This is a genomic window from Polaribacter pectinis (assembly GCF_014352875.1).
Lineage (GTDB): Bacteria > Bacteroidota > Bacteroidia > Flavobacteriales > Flavobacteriaceae > Polaribacter > Polaribacter pectinis.
The window spans coordinates 1,660,972-1,677,753 of sequence record NZ_CP060695.1; the positions used below are offsets into that span (position 1 = coordinate 1,660,972).

At 28.6% G+C, this 16,782-nt stretch carries 14 protein-coding genes; 8 read left to right on the forward strand and 6 right to left on the reverse strand.

Going from position 1 to position 16,782, the window contains the following annotated elements:
* Window positions 1–102: 102 nt before the first annotated feature.
* Window positions 103–969, forward strand: coding sequence for a YkgJ family cysteine cluster protein (locus H9W90_RS07555; RefSeq protein WP_187483828.1), 867 nt, complete (start codon window positions 103–105; stop codon window positions 967–969).
* Window positions 970–973: 4 nt separating this feature from the next.
* Here H9W90_RS07555 and H9W90_RS07560 read toward each other — a convergent pair whose 3' ends face one another.
* On the reverse strand, window positions 974–1,384 hold the full coding sequence (locus tag H9W90_RS07560; RefSeq protein ID WP_187483829.1) for a DUF2721 domain-containing protein: 411 nt from the start codon (window positions 1,382–1,384) through the stop codon (window positions 974–976).
* A gap of 105 nt (window positions 1,385–1,489) precedes the next feature.
* On the opposite strand from H9W90_RS07560, the gene H9W90_RS07565 reads away from it, so the two are divergent.
* The 6 genes from H9W90_RS07565 to H9W90_RS07590 all read left to right on the forward strand — a co-directional run bounded on the left by H9W90_RS07565 (window position 1,490) and on the right by H9W90_RS07590 (window position 7,235).
* Window positions 1,490–2,257 carry a DUF1206 domain-containing protein gene (locus tag H9W90_RS07565; RefSeq protein ID WP_187483830.1) on the forward strand — a complete coding sequence of 256 codons (768 nt, stop codon included), beginning with the start codon at window positions 1,490–1,492 and terminating at the stop codon, window positions 2,255–2,257.
* A gap of 24 nt (window positions 2,258–2,281) precedes the next feature.
* Window positions 2,282–2,950, forward strand: a complete 669-nt coding sequence (locus tag H9W90_RS07570) for a M15 family metallopeptidase (RefSeq protein WP_187483831.1) — start codon at window positions 2,282–2,284, stop codon at window positions 2,948–2,950.
* 139 nt (window positions 2,951–3,089) lie between these two features.
* Window positions 3,090–3,704: a hypothetical protein gene (locus tag H9W90_RS07575; RefSeq protein ID WP_187483832.1), complete on the forward strand. Its 615-nt coding sequence runs from the start codon at window positions 3,090–3,092 to the stop codon at window positions 3,702–3,704.
* 129 nt (window positions 3,705–3,833) lie between these two features.
* Window positions 3,834–4,823, forward strand: coding sequence for a pyruvate dehydrogenase (acetyl-transferring) E1 component subunit alpha (gene pdhA / locus H9W90_RS07580; RefSeq protein ID WP_187483833.1), 990 nt, complete (start codon window positions 3,834–3,836; stop codon window positions 4,821–4,823).
* Between the two features lie 3 nt (window positions 4,824–4,826).
* Window positions 4,827–6,479 (forward strand): pyruvate dehydrogenase complex dihydrolipoamide acetyltransferase, encoded by a 1,653-nt coding sequence (locus H9W90_RS07585; protein WP_187483834.1) that lies wholly within the window; start codon window positions 4,827–4,829, stop codon window positions 6,477–6,479.
* A 66-nt stretch (window positions 6,480–6,545) separates the two neighbouring features.
* Window positions 6,546–7,235 carry a GNAT family N-acetyltransferase gene (locus H9W90_RS07590; protein ID WP_187483835.1) on the forward strand — a complete coding sequence of 230 codons (690 nt, stop codon included), beginning with the start codon at window positions 6,546–6,548 and terminating at the stop codon, window positions 7,233–7,235.
* A gap of 20 nt (window positions 7,236–7,255) precedes the next feature.
* Here H9W90_RS07590 and H9W90_RS07595 read toward each other — a convergent pair whose 3' ends face one another.
* On the reverse strand, window positions 7,256–10,849 hold the full coding sequence (locus H9W90_RS07595; RefSeq protein WP_187483836.1) for a TraB/GumN family protein: 3,594 nt from the start codon (window positions 10,847–10,849) through the stop codon (window positions 7,256–7,258).
* Between the two features lie 231 nt (window positions 10,850–11,080).
* Between H9W90_RS07595 and H9W90_RS07600 the strand changes: the two genes are divergently transcribed.
* Complete coding sequence (locus H9W90_RS07600) at window positions 11,081–12,046, forward strand: DUF3887 domain-containing protein (protein WP_187483837.1); 966 nt, start codon at window positions 11,081–11,083, stop codon at window positions 12,044–12,046.
* Window positions 12,047–12,250: 204 nt separating this feature from the next.
* Here the strand turns inward: H9W90_RS07600 and H9W90_RS07605 are convergent, their stop codons facing one another.
* The 4 genes from H9W90_RS07605 to H9W90_RS07620 all read right to left on the reverse strand — a co-directional run bounded on the left by H9W90_RS07605 (window position 12,251) and on the right by H9W90_RS07620 (window position 16,730).
* The gene (locus H9W90_RS07605; protein ID WP_187483838.1) at window positions 12,251–13,564 is read right to left on the reverse strand and encodes a dihydrolipoamide acetyltransferase family protein; all 1,314 of its coding nucleotides are present in this window, start codon (window positions 13,562–13,564) and stop codon (window positions 12,251–12,253) included.
* A 182-nt stretch (window positions 13,565–13,746) separates the two neighbouring features.
* The gene (locus tag H9W90_RS07610) at window positions 13,747–14,322 is read right to left on the reverse strand and encodes a hypothetical protein (RefSeq protein WP_187483839.1); all 576 of its coding nucleotides are present in this window, start codon (window positions 14,320–14,322) and stop codon (window positions 13,747–13,749) included.
* Window positions 14,323–14,631: 309 nt separating this feature from the next.
* Window positions 14,632–15,333 carry a response regulator transcription factor gene (locus tag H9W90_RS07615; RefSeq protein ID WP_187483840.1) on the reverse strand — a complete coding sequence of 234 codons (702 nt, stop codon included), beginning with the start codon at window positions 15,331–15,333 and terminating at the stop codon, window positions 14,632–14,634.
* On the reverse strand, window positions 15,333–16,730 hold the full coding sequence (locus H9W90_RS07620; protein WP_187483841.1) for a sensor histidine kinase: 1,398 nt from the start codon (window positions 16,728–16,730) through the stop codon (window positions 15,333–15,335). The genes H9W90_RS07615 and H9W90_RS07620 overlap by 1 nt, the downstream gene beginning before the upstream one ends.
* Window positions 16,731–16,782 lie beyond the last annotated feature (52 nt).

The following is a 16,782-nucleotide window of genomic DNA, read 5'->3' on the forward strand; positions in this document are numbered from 1 at the left end:
ATTAATTCTTACTTTTTATATTTTTTAAACTTCATTTTTAAGTATATTTCGCTAAATTTTACAGGGATTTTTTTTAATTATTAACTGTCGAGGGTAAATTAAATGCAAACAACTAAATTAACTTCCAAAAGTATATTACCACTTACCTGCTCTAGATCTGGAACATGCTGTTTTGGCAAAGCTGTAATGTTAAATCCTTGGGAATTATTGTGCTTTAGTAAAGAGAAAAAAGTTACACCTAGAGAGTTTCGAGATCTTTATAGTGAATTTGGAGGAATTCGATTACGTTTTGACGGAAAAGAAGATAAAAAAGGGCAAAAAGCATGTAGCCAATATATAGATGGAGTTGGTTGCAGTGTTCATCTTGGTCGCCCATTAGCTTGTCGTTTGTACCCTTTAGGTCGACAAATACAATTTAATGAAACACAATATATTTACGAAGGAAATACATTTCCTTGTTTAAATGATTGCTCTGAAGTATTAAAACTACCAAAATTAAGTGTTGGCGATTATCTTAAAGGACAAGAAGCAGATTTATTCGAAAAAGCGCAAGACGAATATTTAATAATTATGCAAAATATTGCAGATATTGCTTTTGAATTACTTTTAGATTCAGGATTATCTGCATCTGGAGATACCAAAACACTAAAAATTTGGAAGGAAATTGGAAATGAACTTCCAGAAGAATTAGCACAAAGAATTGGCAAAGATTGGCTAGATAGTTTAATGCTACCAGAAATAACTATAGAAACAGAAAACCCAGTAACGTTTGCAAAAAAACACAATGATTTACTATTATTAAAAGCCCAAGAAAGTTTTGGGAGTATACAAACACTACAAGAACTTCATGAAGCTTCAGTTTTAATGATTGGTGTGGCGTTACATTTGGCAAAAGGTTTAGGTGCAGATACAAAAGGGATTGCAGAACATTGGATTGAAACTGCTAAAAGCCACGGTGCAAAAGAATAATATTTTATTTCTTATTCTGTAAATGTTCTTCAATATCTGCAATATGATGTTTTAATGCTTCCGCAGAAATTTGAATTTCTCTAATTAAAAGTGCCAAAGAAATAATTAATAAAATAAGCGCAGATCCAAAAATATAAACTGCTATCATTTGTTGATTTACATAAATCAAGAACATTGTTAAAACACAAAATAACAGACTTGTAATACCAAAAATCTGCATCCATCTTGTTAAATTTAAACGGAGTTTTAAATTCTTTATTTGTCTTAATAAAGAGTCGTCATGTTCTTTTAAATATTTATCATGTAAGTTTCTAATTACAGATGCATAGGCTAAAAATCGGTTTGTATATGCAAGCATAATTAAAGAAATTGCAGAAAATAAAAGCGCAGGTGTAGTAAGTGTTAGTTGTTCCATAATTCATTGCAAAATTAGTTATTAATTTTAAATGAATTAACATTAAGTGTAATAGCATTAAAAATAAAAGCGTTCTTCTATTACTTTTGAATTGAAATTAACATCATGATAAAATTCGTTAGAAAAACTGGCATTATTACAAAAGGTATTGTTTATTCACTTATTGGTGTATTAACTTTTTTAGCTGCAATCAATTTTGGGGGAAAAATCTCTGGAAAAAATGAAGTTATAACTTTTTTACAAGAACAATTATTTGGTGCTATTTTGCTAATTATTTTATCTCTAGGTCTCTATGCTTATAGTTTTTGGAAATTTTATTCAGCTTTTTTAGACGGCAAAAAAGAAGGAACAGATAAAGCTGGAATATTAAAGAGAATTGGATACTTTTTTAGTGGTTTAATTTATGGTTTCTTTTCTACTTCTATAATTTTAAAAGTATTTAGTTTAAGCTCAAATTCAAATACGAAACAATCTGTTACACAAAATCTAATGTCTTCAAATGGAGGAGTTATAATTTTGTACATAGTTGCCGTAATTTTAGCTGCTGTTGGTATTTATCAAATTTATAAAGGTTACACAAAAAGCTTTTTAGATGACATAAAAATTTCTTCTAAAATTGAATCTAAAAAAATGTTAGAAAAAGTTGGCTATTTTGGCTTTATAGCTCGTGGAATTTCTTTTTTAATATTCGCTTTTTTTGTTTTTACGGCTTTAAATAATAATCAAACCCATGCAGTTAGAGGACTTGAAGGTGTTTTTAATTTCTTACAAACATTTACGTGGGGAAATATTTTAATGGGAATTATGTCTTTAGGTTTTTTGTGCTACGGGATTTACCAATATTTCTTGGCGAGATATAGTTCTATTTATTAAAATCAAAATTCTTATTTTTGAAAGATGATTAAAAAAATAGTATTGCTTTTTATTTTTGTATGTTTTTCAACATTAAGTGCACAACTTCCAAAAGGTTTTGTGTATTTATCTAATATTGATGCTACTATTAAATCTGAATTACGTTATTTTTCAAACAACAATTTTATAGGTAAACCAATTGATGGTTACAACAATAACTGTGTAATTGTAACTTTAGAAACTGCTAAAAAATTAGAGAAAATTCAAAAAATTTTAATCAAAAAAAACTTAAGTTTAAAAATATTTGATGCTTACAGACCTCAACAAGCTGTTAATCATTTTGTGAAATGGGCAAAAGTTTTGAATGATACTCTAATGAAAAAGGAATACTATCCAAAAATTCCGAAATCACAATTATTTAATCTTGGTTATATAGCTTCAAAATCTGGTCACACAAGAGGTAGCACAGTAGATTTAACTATTATAGACTTAAAAACTGGCAAAGAATTAGATATGGGAAGTCCTTATGATTTTTTTGGCGAACAATCACATCCGTATTTTAGTGATATATCAAAAAAACAAAAAGAAAATCGTTTTTATTTACGTAAAATTATGCTAGCAAACGGGTTCCGTCCTTATGACAATGAATGGTGGCATTTTACTTTAAATAATGAGCCGTTTCCTAAAACTTATTTTAATTTTCCTATTGAATAATAAGTTTTAACAATTTCTAAACGGCTTCAGTAAAAATCGGCATTATATTTGTATTATAAATTGCTAGAAACCAAGAAAAAAAATGAAGCAACTAAATAAATTTTTCCTCTTAACATTTTGTCTTTTGTGCACAAAACAAATGTCTGCGCAGTTAGATAATAATACCAACAATAAAGAAAAAGGAAAAACGAAAGCTATTGTTTTAAAAAACTCTAAAGAAGTTAAAAAACCAAGTTCTATAGAATTAGACGGAACAAATGGCTTTAAAAAAGCTTATGATGAAGAACAGAAAAAGTTAAAAAAGAAGCAAGAAGAAGAAAACTTAAATAATAAAGGCATTAAATCTGAAGCAAAAATAAGTGAAGAACGTTTTTTAAAAGCATTTAAAAAAGTAAACGGACAATACATTTACCCGGTAATAGATCAAGATTTAGGAAGTTTTAGAACAGACTCTAAAAGCGTTAACATTATTTGTAGAGATTTTCAATACCCTGATGGAGATAGAGTTACCATTTATGTGAATGATATCCCTGTAGTTGTAAATATTATTTTGGAACAACGCTATCAAAAATTTTCTATCCCTCTAGAAGTAGGTATTAATAAAATTGCTTTTAAAGCACTTAACCAAGGCACTTCTGGGCCAAATACAGCTGCATTTAAAGTATATAATGACGCAGGCATGTTAATCTCCTCAAACGAATGGAATTTAGCAACGGGCGCTAAAGCAACATTAGTCATCGCAAAAGACAAATAACACGTTTACGAAAACGTTTGAGTTAAATCGAAAAATGATGTTTTTTTATTCTATATAAAACTGCTATTTTTGTATTTCAGATAATATAACGTCTGCTTAAACGATTAAACAAAAAATAATTCATTTAGAATGAAAAAAATCACCAAACAAACCTATTTAGATTGGTACAAAGACATGCTTTTTTGGCGTAAGTTCGAAGATAAGTTAGCTTCAGTTTACATTCAACAAAAAGTAAGAGGATTTCTTCACTTATACAATGGTCAAGAAGCAATTTTAGCTGGTGCATTGCATGCAATGGACTTGTCTAAAGATAAAATGATTACTGCTTACAGAAATCATGTACAGCCAATTGGAATGGGAGAAGATCCTAAAAAGGTAATGGCAGAATTATTTGGAAAAGTAACAGGAACATCTAAAGGAATGGGTGGTTCTATGCATATTTTCTCTAAAGAATTTCGTTTTTATGGAGGTCATGGAATCGTTGGTGGACAAATACCTTTAGGTGCAGGACTTGCTTTTGCTGATAAATATAAAGGAAGTGATGCTGTCACTTTAACCTGTTTTGGTGATGGTGCTGCAAGACAAGGTTCTTTACATGAAGCTTTTAATATGGCTATGTTATGGAAATTACCTGTAGTTTTTATTGTAGAAAACAATGGATACGCAATGGGAACTTCAGTTGGTAGAACTGCAAATCATGAAGATATTTGGAAATTAGGTTTAGGTTATGAAATGCCTTGTGGACCTGTAGATGCAATGAATCCTATTAAAGTTGCAGAAGCTGTAGATGAAGCGATTCAAAGAGCAAGACGTGGAGATGGACCTACATTTTTAGAAATGAAAACATACAGATATAGAGGTCACTCAATGTCTGATGCACAACATTATAGAACTAAAGACGAAGTAGAAGAATATAAAAAAATAGATCCTATTACACAAGTAAAGGATGTTATTTTAGAGAAAAACTATGCTACTGAAGAAGAAATTACTGCAATTGATAAAGAGGTTAAGAAAATGGTATTAGAATGTGAGAAATTCGCAGAAGAATCTCCATTTCCAGAAACTCAACAAATGTATGATATGGTTTATGAACAAGAAGATTATCCTTTTATAAGTTAAAATATGGCTACAGTTGTAAATATGCCGCGTTTAAGTGACACCATGGAAGAGGGTGTTGTAGCGCAATGGTTAAAGAAAGTTGGAGATAAAATTGAAGAAGGTGATATTTTAGCAGAAATCGAAACCGATAAAGCTACAATGGAATTCGAATCTTTTCACGAAGGTGTTTTATTACACATTGGTGTACAAGAAGGAGAAACTTCTCCTGTTGATAAATTGTTAGCAATTATTGGTGAAGAAGGTGAAGATATTTCTGACCTTTTATCTGGTGGTTCTTCTGATGAAAAAGAAAATTCTAAAGAAAACGAAAGTGAAGATTCTAACGAAGAAAATTCTTCTGAAGAAAGCTCTGATGAATCAGCAGAAATTCCTGACGGAGTTAATGTAATTACGATGCCACGTTTAAGTGATACAATGACGGATGGTACTGTTGCAACTTGGTTAAAAAAAGAAGGTGATTCTGTTGAAGAAGGTGATATTTTAGCTGAAATTGAAACAGACAAAGCAACAATGGAATTCGAATGTTTCTACGAAGGAACCATTCTTTACATTGGTGTGCAAGAAGGAGAAACTGCTCCTGTAGACAGCTTACTTACCATTATTGGACCTGCTGGAACTGATGTTTCTGAAATTGTAAAAAGTGGTGGTGCTTCTGCAAGTAGCACTTCTGACAAAAAATCTGAAGCTAAACCTGAAAAGAAAGAAGAAAAATCTTCTGATAAAAAAGAAGAAGCTAAAGCTTCAACTTCTAATACAACTACAAATAATTCTGGCGGACGTATTTTTGCGTCTCCATTGGCAAAGAAAATTGCTTCTGATAAAGGAATTAATTTAGCAGATGTTTCTGGTTCTGGTGAAAACGGAAGAATTATTAAAAAAGATGTAGAGAATTATACTCCAACAGCTACAGTTTCTGTTGAAACTCCTTCTCCAGCATCTAGTGCTGCAACTCCATCATTCTCTGTTACAGGAGAAGAAAAATCGGAAGAAGTTAAAAACTCGCAAATGCGTAAAGCAATTGCGAAATCTTTAGGAAACTCTAAATTTACTGCACCAGACTTCAGTTTAAACATTGAAGTTGATATGGACAATGCAATGGCTTCAAGAAAAACAATCAATGCAATACCAGATACAAAAGTATCTTTTAATGATATGGTTGTAAAAGCTTGTGCAATGGCTTTACAGAAACACCCTCAAGTAAATACTTCTTGGACAGATAATAATACAATATACCACAGTCATATTCATGTTGGTGTTGCTGTTGCTGTAGATGAAGGTTTATTAGTACCTGTTATAAAACATACAAACCAAATGAGTTTAACTCAAATTGGTGCAACTGTTAGAGATTTAGCAGGAAAAGCAAGGCATAAGAAAATTACGCCTGCAGAAATGCAAGGAAGTACTTTTACCGTTTCTAATTTAGGAATGTTTGGTATCGATAACTTTACGTCGATTATCAATCAACCAAATTCTGCAATTTTATCTGTTGGTGCAATTGTTGAAAAACCAGTTGTTAAAAACGGACAAATTGTTGTAGGAAATACTATGAATTTAACATTAACTTGCGATCACAGAACTGTTGATGGTGCTGTTGGTGCTCAATTCTTACAAACCTTAAAAACATTTATAGAAAACCCTGTTACAATGTTAGCATAGTTTTCTTTTAAATATACTTTATAAAACCAGCGAAATTCGCTGGTTTTTTTTTATTTTTAAAATTAGATGGTAACTTTAGAAGACAAATTAAAAAACCCAGTTTGGTATTCCTTAAATGAAACACACAAAAAGTTTCTTATTGAATATAATGGAGTTCAGTTTTACGACCCTAACATCTGTAATTTTGGGGCTTTTTTTGACACTAAAAAAACTGCAAAAGCTTTAAGTACATATTCTGAATTAGTTGAAAACTTCTTTTTAGTTTCAGAAAACCAATCACCAGAAATTGATAATAATTTTGTTGTCTTGGATAAGAAAATAAATGGCTGCCAGATGGTTTTAGAAAATCTAATTGAAGTTGAAATTACTGAAACAATTGTACCACTTACAAAAGAATATATTGATGAAATTTATGATTTAATATGGTTGGTAATGCCTGGTTTTTACAGAAAAAGAGGTTTTGAAATGGGTTTGTATTTTGGCATTTTTAAAAATGGAAAATTAGTTGCCATTACAGGTCAGCGAATGCAAACTGATGAATTTATAGAAATTAGCGGTGTTGTTACACATCCAGATTACACAGGAAAAGGATTAGCAAAACAATTAATTACCCATACTACAAAAGAAATTTTAAAAGAAAAAAAACTTCCTATTCTGCACACTAATAAAGGAAACAAGGCAATACCACTTTATAAAAAGTTAGGTTTTAAAGTTTCTAGAGATATGAACTGGTGGTTTTACCGAAGAAAAAAATAGTATTCATCCTTATATGAAAATCAAAATATTCCTCCTCTAAAATTAGCTTCACTAACATCTACCCTTTTCCTATTATTCAATAGAATTTTCTCTAGATTTTGATCGATAACTTCTTTAATAGGTTTTGTTTCATCGATATTTTCATTCTTTTGAATATAAACTGGCTTTGTAGAAATAAGGTTATTTATATCTTTAAAAACAATAACGTTTAGCTTCCACTCCTCTGCCCTATATGAATTGTCGTTTTTCTCTGGTTTTGATTTAAAGAAATATGCTTCATATTTTTTTGATAAAAACTCAAATTTTCTAACTTCAACAAAAACAATACTGTCTTTAATTTTTTGCGAATTATTGTAACCAAACAATAATGATTTGTAAATATTATCTTTTGTTTTAAATTCTTTAGAAAAAAGGTTTTGCTTATTAATTTTTTCTAATTTCTTATACAATAAACCACTACTATTTAAACTTTTTTCAGTTGATGAAAATAGTTCTCTATCAAAATTTTCGTTATTTTTTATTTGAAGCATCAAATAATTGGTATTTGCATAAATGTTATTAGTCCTTTTTATTTTTGATAAAAACTCATTTGTTCCTTTATCTTTTCTAAATGGGTATAAAATTTTAACAAAAGAATTTAGTAAATCATCTTCAGAAGATTTGTTATTATAACGGTTATAACTAATACCACTTTCTTCTTGTTCTTTTTTACCTAATTGCCTCTTTAGTTCTATTTTAGCTTCGTTTAAAATTTGTTTTCTATAAGATTTATATACTTTTGGTTTTATCATTTTCTTTTCTACCAACTTAGCTAGCAGACTATAAATTGGCTTTTTATATTCAGTAATGGTTGCATAATTTAAAAAGTCTGGGTATAACTTTTTAGATTCTGATAACGAATTTTCTAAACTAAAAAACATATTTGTTATGTCGAAATTATTATTAGAAAGTGGAATATCTACTTCTAATAATTCTAATAATGTTTCAATAGATTTTTTAGTTTTCTGTTTTGCAAAATAATTAAAAACAATAATTTGGTATTGAGGATTATCGTAAGAGTTTATGTACAATTCTTTTAAGTAAGCATCAATTTTATCACTTTTATTATTCGCTAATTCTCTAATTAAATATCTTTTAATATTCAATTGATCATCATCAAAATCACTATTATTAATAACATCTATTAGTTTATCTGTATCACTTTTATTAAAGTTTACAGAACTATAACCGTCTAAAGCTATACTATCTTTTTCTTTTAACAATTTAAAAAATGTAGCTGTTTTAGAAACAAAAAGAGGCTTACCAATTATAGTATCTTTTGGTACAAATGTCCTGTAAAATTCCTCTATAAATTTGCTAGTGGCATAAGTCGTATCTACTAAAGTTTTTAACTCATAAATTGCTCCGTTAGAAATTATATTTTTCACTTTTACAACTTTGCTGCTTAAAGAATCCTTAATATCATATTTAATAAAGTTGAAATTATTTTGGTCTTTACCATAACTTGAATTAGCAATATAAGTTCTACTTTTTTCAGTAAGATTATTCAACTTTTCAAAATTAGAATTTGTAAAGTAAGGTGTTACAAAATTTCTTTTTTCTCTCTTAATAAGTGTACTAGATAATGAGTCTAAATTTGCATAGCTCACTAAATCATGTTCTTTTTTAAGTTGAACATAAATTTCTTCATTAGTTTTACTTTTATATGTTTTAGACCTAAAAAAGCCTTGATAATCTTTATCGTCTTTTTTAGCTCGATTAAAATTATTAACATACTCTGGCTTTACATTTGTTTTTACAGAAAAATATAATGAAGTATCTTTTTTAATTGTAAAATCTTCTTCTTTATATTTAAAATCATTCACCTTAAATGATTTAAAAAATGCAGTTGGTTTGTCTTTATTTGCGCTAACAAAACCAAGCAAAAAATAATGACCACCTTTGGTAATTGTTTTTAAATGTAAGTAAGTATTCTCTTTAGTAAGCTTGCCAAAAGACTCATAACTTTGTTGTTTAGAACCTTTTACAAAAGAACCTTTTTCTTGTTCTGAATCTAATTCCTTATAAAACCTATTATGAATTCTTTCTAATTCGAAAGCGTCTTCTTCTAAATAATTAACGTCATTTAAAACTACCTCTTTTACAAAATAATAATTATTACGTTCATCATATGCTTGTAATAACCTATTACCAATATTCTCTGTATTAGTAAATGTGAAGTTATTAGGTACTTCTACTGAAAAACCTCCAACTTTTGGGCTAACGATTTCTAATTTTATTTCCTTTTCTTTTAGTTGAATGGAATTAAAAAACTCATTTCCGAAATCATTTACAAACTCTTTTTTACCAGTCATTTTAAAAATTAAAATTTCTAATGGAGTAAAAAACAAGTGATAACGTTGGTAGTCTCCTGACTTGGTTTTATTAATAATATCTAGCCCTTTAAAACCTTGTCTTTCAATTTCTTTTTTTGAAATTATTTTACCTGGAATACTTTCATATAGTAGTTTGTTAAATTTATTCTCGAAGTTTTCATCTTTTTTCAAATAAGAAAAAGTATTAATTCTTGTAATTACAACATAAGAACCATTTGCCAAATCTGGGCTCAAATAAATGGTGTTATTTAGCATATTTAGTTCATACAACTTGTTAGGTAGTTTTGCTGAAAAGAATTTATCTGAACTAAAATCTTGCTTATAATCTATTTTTAAAAACTTGTTTTCTATTTTACTTTTAGAATCTTTAGCAACTTTAGATTCTTTAGATGTATAAGGAGTAACTGTATAGCCTTTTTTTCTTAACATACTAATAACTCCTTTTTCGCCCGCTAAATGAGCTGCTCCAATTCCAGAAAACAGACTTCCTTTTCTTGCAATTGAATCTATGTTATTAGCCATTTCTTCATTTCTGATATAGAGCATGTTTTTTAAATAATTCTCTTTGTACATTCCTTTATTTAAAGAATCTATAAATTGAATATTTCTGTCTCTATAAGAATTAGATAATAAAGAAAAATAGTTTTCTTTCTTCATTTTTTTCTGTAACCAAACATCTGGCTTGGTTTTCATAGCGTCTACTTGTGCTCTTTGCACTAAAATTCTTGAGCGCTCTAAATCTTCTAAACTAAATATTTTTTTACCGTATTTTTTTCCAGTTTGGTAAATAAACATATCTAAATATGTGTCTTCTTGAAAATTCTGACTGTAGTTATTAGTTCTATATAGAATTCCATTCATTAACATGTCTTCACGAGAGATGAAAAACATTAATTGTTCTAATTTTGGCGAATCTAATTTAAAAGAATTGGTGTAAAAATTTCTTCCATAAGAATTTAAACCTCCAAATGTTCTTGCCAAAGTATTAGATTCAAACATATTGTCTAGCCAAAAACTTGGATCGGATTCTAAAGCAACAAAATCGCTTTTTAATAATGACTCGTAAAAAACATCATCTAAATGAAAAGCAATTTTCTGGCTCACATGCATTGTACCATATAAATAGGAGTCTTTTTCTAAACCGTTTCCAGATATTTTCCACAATAAACTATTGTTTTCTTGAGAGTTAATAACAAATGATAATAATAGAGATAATACAAAGACAAGTCTTTTTTTCATAGCTTTTTTTTCAATTCAATCAGAAAAATAAATTTAATGATTATTTATTGAGAGGGCAAAAAAAAGCATGAAGAATAAGTTTAACTTTTGTGTTATAATAAAAAAGCGGTTGTTTTTACTTATTGATTTTCTTCTTTAAAAAAACTAACTTCGCTAACTTCGAATATAAAACATTGAAAAGTTGCATATTCGTGTTAAAGTTGCCTGTAATTTGACACACAACCAACAGAAATGAAAAATTTAAACTTTATTATATTATTTTTAATTCCATTACTGAGTTTCGGGCAGACTGAAAAAGAAACTTATAAAAGAATTTCGGCTGAATTTGAGGAGTATTATAATTCTAATGATTACCAAAAAGTTTTTGATCTGTTTTCAACCGATATGAAGTCTTTTTTACCAATTGAAAAGACAACTGATTTTGTGAATGGACTTAAAACTCAAGCTGGAAAAATTAAAAAAAGAGAATTTGTAAAATACGAAAAAGGAACTTATGCTTCTTACAAAACTAATTTTGAACGAGCACTTTTTTCCATAAACTTATCACTTGACAAAAACTCTAAAATAAATGGTTTATTTGTTAAACCGTTTAAAGAAAGTAACCTACCAAAACTTGAAAGAAACACAACTGAATTGATTTTACCATTTAAAGAAGAATGGACAGTATTTTGGGGTGGAAACACTAAAGAACTGAATTATCACGTAGAAAATAAAGCTCAAAAGAACGCTTTTGACATTGTTATTACCGACAAAAATGGAAAGTCCTTTAAAACAGATGGAAAAACAAACGAAGATTATTATGCTTTTGGAAAAGAACTAATTGCGCCTTGCGATGCAGAAGTAGTTCTATCTGTAGATGGAGTTAAAGACAATATTCCTGGAGAGTTAAATCCAATTTACGTACCTGGAAATACGGTCATTTTAAAAACAGAAAATGATGAATTTTTATTTTTTGCACATTTCAAACAAAATTCTATTGTTGTTAAACAAGGGCAGATCGTAAAACAAGGAGAATTATTAGGACTTTGTGGAAATTCAGGAAACTCATCAGAGGCTCATTTGCATTTTCACATTCAAAATGTAGAGGATATGAACAAAGCTACTGGAGCGAAAAGTTATTTTTCCGAAATATTTGTGGATGGACAATTAAAAAAAGATTATTCGCCAATAAAAGGAGAGAAAGTGAAAAACGAATAAAAACTACTGACAACAACGTGTATAATTCATTGCTAGTACTCACCTACTTGGAAATTCCTTCAGAATTTCCTCTGGTTCGTTTTAGTTTACTAATTTAGTTGCTGAAACACGCAACAAGCCATATACAACAACGTTTGCGAAAACTAAAAAAAAAGAGCTTGAAAAATCAAGCTCTTTTTTTTAAATATAAATTTATGTAATTTTTTAAAAGTCGGCATTTAAATCCCAAGCTTCTAAAGTTTCTTTTAACGTTTTAATAAACATTCCACCTAAAGCACCATTTACAACTCTGTGATCGTAAGAATGAGATACAAACATTTTCTGTCTAATTCCTATAAAATCTCCTTCTGGAGTTTCAATAACTGCAGGTACTTTTCTAATGGCTCCTAAAGCTAAAATAGCAACTTGTGGCTGGTTTATAATTGGAGTTCCCATTACAGAACCAAAACTACCAACATTTGTTACAGTATAAGTTCCTCCCTGAATATCATCTGGTTTTAAAGCATTATTTCTTGCTCTTGTAGCCAAATCATTTACAGATTTTGTCATGCCAACTAAATTCAACTGATCTGCATTTTTAATTACAGGCACAATTAAATTTCCATCTGGCAAAGCAGCAGCCATTCCTAAATTAATATTTTTCTTTTTAATGATGTTTTCACCATCTACAGCAATATTAATTAGTGGGTATTTTTTTATAGTATTTGCAACTGCATGCATTAATATTGGCGTAAAAGTTAACTTCTCTCCTTCTCTTTTAAAGAAAGCGTCTTTAACTTTTGTTCTCCATTTTACAATATTGGTAACATCAATTTCAATAAAGGATTGCACATGTGCAGAAGTTTGTACAGAGTTTACCATATGTTTGGCAACCAATTTACCCATTCTACTCATTTCAATTATTTCATCTTCTCCATTTACAGAAACTGGCGCTGCTTTTTGAACCTCTTTTTGAATTGGTTTTTCAACTTTAGTTTCTTGTACCAGAGTTGAAACAGCTTTTGGAGCTGATGTTCTATTTTCTACAAAAGCTAAAATATCTTCTTTAGTTACTCTACCTTCTTTTCCTGAACCAGCTATTGTTTCTAATTCTTCCATAGAAACTCCTTCTGTTTTAGCTATATTTCTAACTAAAGGAGAATAAAATTTACCAGAATCTGAAGTTTTAGATATTGGTGTAGCAACTACTTCATTTGCTTTTTCAATTGTTTTTTCTACAGCTGCAACTTCTTTAGGAGTTTCAACTTTTGGAGTTTCTTCTGTTGTAGAATCCTCACCTTCTGTTTCTATAATTGCAATAGTTGCACCAACTGCAACAACTTCATCTTTTTCAAATAAAATTTCTACCAAAGTTCCTTCTACTTCAGATGGCACTTCAGAATCTACTTTATCTGTCGCAATTTCTACGATAGCTTCATCTAATTCTATTGTTTCACCAACTTCTTTTAACCAAGATGTAATAGTTGCTTCTGCAACACTTTCTCCCATCTTTGGTAATTTTAATTCGAATCTTGCCATTTATATCAATTTTAAGACTGCAAAAATACTAAAAAATGAAAGACTTTTCGTTAAAATTATCATGAAAAAGATAATTTTAAAAATCGAATACTTTAAATTATTCGTAATTTAAAAAAGCTAAAAACAAATTATATTAAATATAATTCAGTTTTTAGCAAATATTTTAAATATATAATAACAATTTAGTTATTTCTTTCTAATCTCTTTTTTACTTTTTCTAACGCTCTTTTTGCTCTTGCTAATTCTCTTTCTGCACTTTTTAACTCACTTTTTGCAATCTTTTTAGCTTCTTCTTTAGAATCTGTTCCAGAAATAGCATCTTTTAAAACTTCTCCAAATTCGTCCATCATATCTACAACTTTAGAGTTTGCGTATTCCTTGTCAACATATATTTTTAAACTATCATCAGTTAATTTACAATCGTATAATTTATCTCCATTTTCAGTTTTAATCCACCTATAAGTATCACCAGAAACTGTTAAATTAGAATTACCCAATTTGTCTACTAATAATTTTTTAATACTCCCAGTTTTACTTTCATGAAAACTTGCAGTAAACTTGTAGATATTGTCGTTTCTTTTAATGGAAACTGATGAATTATCTTCTTTATCATCTGTATCAAAAGTAATTGAATAGGAAGTTCCTTTACTTGTTGTAGTAACTTTTAAAGGAGTGCTTGGAGTTTTTGGAGTAGATTGAGAAAATAGACTTGATGTTAAAAACGATGCGATTAATAATGGTAATAATAAAGTTTTCATAATAATTAGGTTTAAGATTAATATGCTACAAATGTAAATCTGAAACACACTTAAAACAAAGAATTACAAGCCGTTAACCTTCGATTAACGTTAAACATATACTGCATTAACGTAAGTATAGATTAATTATAAAATTTTGAAAATTAAAAAAAAAAAAGATCCCGTTTTTAAACGGGATTAATTCAACTTACAATTTTAAGAAGTTACTTTTTATTTTTTAAATTCATTATGAAGTATAATTATGGGATCCCGCTTTTCAGAGGGATTAATTCAACTAAAAACCTAAAAGAAGTTTTAACTTCTTTTAGGTTAAGTTTCATTAACCTTAAACTCTAAACCAATTCCACGAGTGCTTTCTATTGATATTGATGCGTCTTCTTTAAAATATTTACGAATTCTGCTGATAAAAACATCCATACTTCTACCTGTAAAGAAATCGTCGTTTTGCCAAACAGCTTTTAGAATTTCTTCTCTTTTTAATAATTGATTTTTATGTTGATATAAAAAACGAATCAATTCTCCTTCTTTTTCTGTTAGTTGTTGAATATTATCATTAATTTTTAACTCTAATCTCTTGGTATTGAATTGGTAATTTCCAATTGTAAGAATTTCATTTTTAGAAATTATTATTGATGATTTTTGGGTTCTTTTTAGAATGTTATTCAAACGCAAAACCAATTCATCTGCTTCAAAAGGTTTTACAATATAATCGTCTGCGCCTAATTTTAATCCTTTTAGTTTATCTTCTTTCATCTTTCTGGCAGTCAAGAAAATAAAAGGAATTTCTGGATTGATTTCTATAATTTTTTCAGCCAAAGAAAATCCATCTAATTTTGGCATCATTACATCTAAAACACAAATATTAAAGTCACTTTTTTGAAAGGTTTCAAGAGCTTCTTCACCATCTTTTGCCCATTCTACAGAAAAGCCAGACATTTCTAAATACTGTTTTAAAATGCTTCCAAAATCTGCATCATCTTCTGCTAATAAAATATGTTTGTTTGTGCTCATTATTTTAAAGGAATTTGAATGGTAAATGTGGTTCCAATATTTTCTTCACTCTCAACAAAAACATCACCTTTATGCGCTTTTATAATTTGATGTGTGTAATACAAACCAAGTCCTAATCCTTTAACATTGTGGACTTCCTTATTACCAACCCTGTAAAATTTATCAAACAAAAATTGTTGTTGTTTTTTTGGAATCCCAATTCCATTATCTTTAATTGAAATTGTAAAATTCTCTTTTGTTGTTGCTGAAATATGTATCTCTAAATCTTCTTTACCATATTTAACTGCGTTTTCTAAAATGTTTAAAACAGCAGTTGTAAAGTAAAATTTATCGATTAAAATTTCATTATTTACTGATATATTTTTGTTAAACTTTATACTTTTTGAATCTAACGAAAGCTGAAAATCATCAACAATCATATTCAAATAATCGTTTGTATTTACAACTTCTTTATTCAGTTTAATTTCTTGGTAACCTAAAGAATTATTCAATACTTGGTCTATCAATTTTTGCAAACGAATATTTTGTCTTTCAATAGTGTTTATAGTACTTTCAATAATAATTGGCTGTGTTTTTATTTCTTCTTTTTGAAGCATTTTTGTTGCTAAAGTTAAAGTTGCCAAAGGTGTTTTTAATTCATGTGTAATATTGTTTACAAAATCGGTTTTAATGTCTGCAATTTTCTTTTGAGTAATTAAATTCTTTATAGAATAATACAGCAAACCAAAAACGAATAAAAAGATAAAAATAGACAGCGCAAGTAAACTCGTCATTCTACTTAGAACGATGTTTTCCCAACCATCAATATTCATTCTATCTTGAGTTTCGAATTGCAAATCGAATTTAATAGACGTTTCCTCTCCATTTATATTTCTTTGAAACTTATGGTCTGTCATCCATAAAGAATTACTAACTCTATGGCCTTCTTCTTCAGTGAAATTTTCGCCTAATAGAAGAAAAGATGGTTTTGTTTTCGACTCGAAAATAGTATCATTTTTAACTCCAAGACTATCTAAAAGAATGATTGTTTTTACTTTTTTCTGAAATTTTAATTTGTAGCCAATGTTTTTTGTCGCAATTTCTTTTTGATATTTTTGAATATAATAAACATTTATTGAGTCTGTTTTACGATTGAGCTTTTCTAAAATTTGCTCTTTAGAAATCTTTTTTACATAATAATCTGCTACAAGGTTTAGAAAATGATTTTGCCAAATATCGTTTACAGAGTCTAAACTTGGCGATAAATCGTCTATACGAGAAATAGACTTTCTTGTGTCTGAAATAAAGACGTCTTTTTTTAATTTATAGGTATTATTAATTAAGTAACCTTGTACTAAAGAGAGTGCTAGTAAACCAAGAATTGAAGCAATTATAAGAAGTCTAATTTTTTTGAGCATTTTCAAAAATAAGAATTCCTTTTTCTTTCTGATAAAAAAAGCGTTGTGTTAA